Annotated in this window: 1 protein-coding gene (running past one end of the window); it reads right to left on the bottom strand. The window is 43.9% G+C overall.

Going from position 1 to position 6,310, the window contains the following annotated elements:
- Positions 1-6,310, bottom strand: part of the annotated coding region (locus ACE1CC_RS24640) for a non-ribosomal peptide synthase/polyketide synthase (protein WP_413273080.1) (this coding region is incomplete at its 3' end). Its footprint extends 17,077 nt past the window's final position; 6,310 of its 23,387 annotated nt are in view.

The raw sequence follows: 6,310 nt of genomic DNA, 5'->3' as shown, positions 1-6,310 counted from the left end.
AGGGGTTGGGGAAAAAGAAGGGGTTGGGTGTTAGGGGTTGGGGGTTGGGGAAATTCTTTTTCCCTATCACCTAACCCCTGACCCCTATCCCCTAAAGAATCCCTATCCCCTAACACCTGACCCCTATCCCCGAAGGGATTGGCGATAAACTTTTCGCTCGTTAAATCGGGTCGATTCAGGTAGCCGCGTGTTACTCCTGCACCACCAACATACATCTCACCTGTTACCCCAACTGGTACTGGCTGTAAATGTCGATCGAGCACGTACACCTGTAAGTCGGGTATCGGACGACCAATTACACTTGCTGTACCATTGACATCAGCGATAGTTAACGGGCGATAAGTAACATGGACGGTGGTTTCTGTAATCCCGTACATATTTACTAACTGCGGTTGTCGATCGCCATGTCGCTCAAACCAAGGTTGCAAACTCTTCGGTTCTAAGGCTTCTCCACCAAAAATTACCAAGCGTAACTTCAAATCTCCTACAGTAGTTAAGGACTCTTCGGCTTGAATTAACTGCCGGAATGCCGAAGGTGTTTGATTGAGAACTGTGACTTTCTCTTCTACTAATAACTTATAGAAGGATTCCGGTTCGCGTGTCACTAAGTACGGCACAACTACTAATTTTCCACCATAAAGCAATGCTCCCCAAATTTCCCACACAGAAAAGTCAAAGGCGTAGGAGTGGAACAATGTCCAGACATCTTGCTCATTGAAGTGATAGCGATCGTTAGTTGCGGTAAACAAACGCAAGACATTCGAGTGGTTGACTAAAACGCCTTTGGGTTGACCTGTAGAGCCAGAGGTGTAGATGATGTATGCCAGATTATTAGGTGTTGCAGTGTTTTCCGGGTTGGCGTTGCTATACTCTGCAATGGTTTCCCAGTCTCGATCCAAACAAACGATTTGCGCTTGATGTTGCGGTAGAGACGTTTGTTCAGGTACAGACGTTGTATACAACGTCTGTACAAATTTCTGTTGAGTCAGCAACACGGACACCTGAGAGTCTGACAACATAAAGCGTAAACGCTCAGTGGGATAATCCGGGTCAAGGGGAATGTATGCACCACCCGCCTTGAGAATACCAAGTATTCCCACAATCATTTCTCTTGAACGTTCTACACAAATTCCCACTAAGACATCTGCACCTACGCCTAATGAGCGTAAATAATGGGCTAGTTGATTTGAGCGATCGTTCAATTCCCGATAAGTCAGTTGTTGCCCTTCAAACACCACTGCTACTGCATCTGGTGTTTTTAATACCTGTTCTTCAAACAATTGATGCAGACAGAAAGAAGGGGTTAGGTGATAGGGGTTAGGTGTTAGGGAATGGTTTTCTTCCCTATCCCCTATCCCCCTACCCAGTTCCCCTAAAGGTGTTTGAGTATTGTTCCATTCCACCAATATCTGCTGTGCTTCTTCTTGAGAAAGAAGAGAATGCAACTCGTAACGTTCTTGCGGCTGATTCACCATTGCCGCAAGAGCATTAAAGTAGTATTCACCAATCCGATTAGCTTGCTCTTGGCATAACTTCAAGGGATCGTAATTAATCCTTAAAAACACCTCAGATGAGCCTGGATTCACACTAAATTGAGCCACAACAGCAAAGTTAGTTTCTTCAAAAAACTTTCCACCTAGAACTTCTAAATTATCCAGTCCGATCACCTGTTCGTAGACATGGAAATGGGTGAAGTTAAACGCCGTCTCAAATAAAGGTTCGCCACCCAAACTTCTCTGAATTTCTGCTAATGGATAACGACGGTGTGGTAACAGTTCTCGTTCAGCTGCAAACACTTGTTGCACTAAGTCTATCCAAGTTCCTCCTGTTAATTGCAGACGGAATGGCAAAGTATTGAGGAAGAGTCCCAAGACGCGATCGCCATCACTTTGTTCGGTTCGTCCGTTGCTGACTAATCCTGTTAGCACATCTTCGTTACCACCTAACAGATTTAACACTCGTAAATGAGCAGCTAAGAGCACACTTTTCAGTGGTACTTCTGCTGATTGTGCCAAACCTTTCAAGGAAGCACAAATTTCCGGGGAAAGAGTTACATCAGTCACGCCAACATCTTGAACATTGGTGTTAGTTGAAACAGAAGACCAGCGGGGTAAGGGGGTGAAAGTGCGATCGCGCAACTTTTCACTCCAATAACGCTGACACTCCAGCGAGGCTAACGTTTGTGCTTCTTGTGCTACGAAATCTCGGAACTCAATACTTATTGGTGTTGAATTTAACTCGACTGGTTCGCCTAAATGTGATAAGTAACGTTTGAGCAGTTCACTCATCATGGAAGCAACACTCCATCCATCCAAAATGGCGTGATGGAAACTCAAAGTTAGATTAAATGTTTCCGGTGTCCGGCGATGAACAAATAAGCGTAATAAGGGAGGATTAGTCCAGTCAAAACGCTGTTTCTTTTCCGCTTCAAACCAAGCAGTTAAGGCTTCTTCTTGCTCAGAATCATTTAAATGACACCAATCTTCAACTTGCAGAGGAACTTCTACTTGCTGATGAACTAGTTGCAAGGGAATACTATACTTACTCAGTTCAAATGAAGTTCGTAGTACAGCGTGGCGATCGACCAAATCTTGCAATGCAGCTTTTAAACATTGAACATCAAACCCAGTTTTCAGATAGAAACTAAAAATGTCGTGATAAATGCCACTATCTTTGCTGTATTCACTGTGGAAAAGCATTCCCATTTGCAGTTTTGCCAGCGGATAAGCATCTTCCACACCATCAGGTAACTGTTGTTTATCTACTTCCGAAATCAGACTAAATGGTTGGGTTAATTCTAATTTTTCGCTTTCCCAATCTTGGGTTTTCAATTCAGCGAGTAAGTCATGAATCGTTTGATGTTGGAATAACTGCACCAGAGAGAAATTCAAACCTTGTGCTTTCGCAAGAGCTAGCACTTGAATACTGCGGATCGAATCCCCACCTAAAGCAAAGAAGTTGTCATTAATACCTACTTGTTCTACACCGAGAACTTTAGCCCAGACAGCCGCTAAGATTTTTTCTTCTGATGTGTTCGGCGCAACAAAGGCATTTTCTAGTTCTGGTCTAGCGCTGTCTGGTGCTTTTAATGCACTTCGGTCTAGTTTACCGTTGGCTGTCAGCGGTAGAGCATCTAACTGCACAAAAGCACTTGGTACCATGTACTCTGGCAGAAAAGCTTTTAGAAAACGACGTAGTTCGGCTGTGCTGGGAGATTGTTCTGACTTGGGAATCACGTAAGCGACGAGACGTTTATCGCCCGGTACATCTTCTCTCACCACCACCACACTTTCCCTGACGGCTGGATGAGAAGCTAATAATGCTTCAATTTCGCCCAATTCGATGCGGAATCCCCGAATTTTCACTTGTTGGTCAATGCGCCCTAAATACTCTAAGTCGCCATTTGGTAAATAACGAGCTAAGTCTCCTGTTTTATATAGTCGCGCATTTGGGTTGTGGCTAAAGCGATCGCGAATAAACCGTTCTGTTGTCAGATCATCCCGATTCAAATAGCCGCGTGTCACCCCAGCACCACCAACATACATCTCGCCGGGAACTCCTACTGGTACTGGCTGTAAATGTTGGTCGAGTACATACACCTGTAAGTCCCGAATCGGACGACCAATTACACTTGCTGTACCATTGACATCAGCCATACTTAACGGACGATAGGTGACATGAACGGTGGTTTCTGTAATCCCGTACATATTTACTAATTGGGGCATTTGATCGCCATATCGCTCAAACCAAGGTTGCAAATGCTTCGGTTCTAAGGCTTCTCCACCGAATATCACCAAGCGTAATCTCAAATCGCCTTCTGTTTCGGCAGAAAGTGCAGCGGGTATTAACTGCCGGAATGCCGAAGGTGTTTGATTGAGAACTGTGACTTTCTCTTCTACTAATAATTTATAGAAGGATTCGGGTTCGCGTGTGACCAAGTACGGCACTACTACCAGTTTTCCACCATAAAGCAATGCTCCCCAAATCTCCCACACTGAGAAGTCAAACGCATAAGAGTGGAATAATGTCCAGACATCTTGAGCGTTAAACCGATACCAATCGTCAGTTGCAGCAAACAAACGCACAACATTTGAGTGGTTGACTAACACGCCTTTCGGTTGACCTGTAGAACCAGAAGTATAGATAATGTATGCTAGGTTGCTTGATGTTGCAGTGTCTTGCGGGTTTGACTGGCTATGTTGAGCAATGGTTTCCCACTCGCTGTCTAAGTAAATAACTCGCGCTTGATGCTGGGGTAATTTCTCAACTAGATGCTGTTGACTCAGCAGAACAGAAATTTGAGCATCTTCCAAGATAAAGCTTAAGCGGTCTTGGGGATAGGTTGGGTCTAGGGGAACGTAAGCGCCACCTGCTTTGAGAATACCAAGTATTCCCACGATCATTTCTAACGATCGTTCTACACAAATTCCCACTAGCACATCTGCACCCACACCCAAAGAGCGTAAATAATGGGCTAATTGATTCGATCGATCGTTCAATTCTGAGTAAGTCAGTCGTTGATTCTCAAACACCACTGCTACTGATTGGGGTGTCTTTAATACCTGTTCCTCAAACAACTGATGCAGACATTTATCAACCGGATAATCAGTTTGAGTATTGTTCCACTGGACTAATAACTGTTGCTGTTCCGATGAAGTTAACATCGGCAATTGAGAAATGGCGGAAAGCGGATTGGCGACAATACCTTCTAGCAGTGTGACAAAATGACCTATCATGCGCTCAATGGTACTGCCATCAAATAAATCGGTGTTGTACTCCCACCAACCCATCAGTCCATCTGGGGTACTTTCCATTGAGAGAGTTAAATCGAATTTGGCGATCGGATTTTCCATCTCTACAGGAGTCAGCTTTAACCCATCTAACTCGACGGAAGACAAAGGTGCATTCTGGAGGACAAACATCACCTGGAACAGTGGTGTATAGCTGAGATCCCGTTCTGGTTGCAACGCTTCTACCAACATCTCAAACGGCAAATCCTGATGGGTGTATGCTCCTAAAGACACCTCTCGCACTCGATCGAGCAAAGCAGCGAAACTCGGATTATTTGATAAGTCTGTCCTGAGCACTAAAGTATTAACAAAAAAGCCAATTAACCCTTCAATTTCACTCTTATTCCGGTTAGCAATAGGTGAACCTACCACAATATCTGTTTGTCCACTGTAGCGGTAGAGTAAAGTATTAAACGCTGCCAACAGCGTCATAAACAAAGTGACTCCTTGTTCTTGACTGAGTTGGTTTAATTTCTCGCTTAGTTGAGCAGACAGGGCGAATTCTTGATGTGCGCCGACAAAGGTTTGTTTCGCTTTTCTAGGTCGGTCAGTGGGAAGTGATAAAATTGCTGGTGCGCCAATTAGTTGATTTTGCCAGTAACTTAATTGGGTTTGCAATACTTCACCTTGCAACCAATTTCTTTGCCAGATCGCAAAGTCACTATATTGAATTGGCAGTGGACTTAACGGTGATGGTTGACCTTGAGCATAAGCATTGTACAGTGCCGTTAATTCTTCGACAAATACACCGATCGACCAACCATCACTGACAATGTGGTGCATACATATCAGTAAGATATGTTCAGTGTCAGAAAGTGTGACTAATGTGGCTCTGAGTAATGAGTCAGTTGCTAAATTAAATGGTTGAATCGCTTGTTGTTGTACTAGTTCGACTGCGGCAATTTTTGATTCGCTTTCTGACAAATCTTTGAAGTCAACAACAGATAATTTCCAGTTAGTTTGTTCATGAATGATTTGATTCGCTTGCCCATCAACAGTAATAAAATTGGTGCGTAATGCTTCATGACGCTGAACTATTTCTGTGAGACTTTGTTCTAAGGCAGTTACACAGAGAGTTCCCTCTAAACGCAATGCGGCTGATATGTTGTATAAAGCGCTATTGGGTTCAAATTGGTCGATAAACCACAACCTTGTTTGAGCAAAGGACAGAGGTAAGTCGTTATTATTGTCTCTGGCTAAGAGTGGTGGCGCACTAAGCTGTAAATCTTGTTGCTGTAACTGTTGAATAATTGGTGCTAATTGAGCTACTGTGGGTGCGCTAAACAAACTCCGCAAGGGCAACTCAATTTGCAAGTGACTCCGAATCCGAGAAATTAGTTGGGTGGCGAGTAATGAATGTCCTCCTATTTCAAAGAAGTTGTCGTGAATCCCAACTTGATTGAGGTTAAGGATTTGTCTCCAAGCTGTGATTAGGATTTCTTCTAGTGGAGTGCGGGGGGCTACGTACTTGTTTTGTTGTTGGGTGTGGAAATCTGGTGCGGGTAGAGAACGACGATCGA

Source organism: Floridaenema aerugineum BLCC-F46 (assembly GCF_041929345.1).
GTDB lineage: Bacteria > Cyanobacteriota > Cyanobacteriia > Cyanobacteriales > Aerosakkonemataceae > Floridanema > Floridanema aerugineum.
This window is presented reverse-complemented; position numbering and strand designations above follow the sequence as displayed.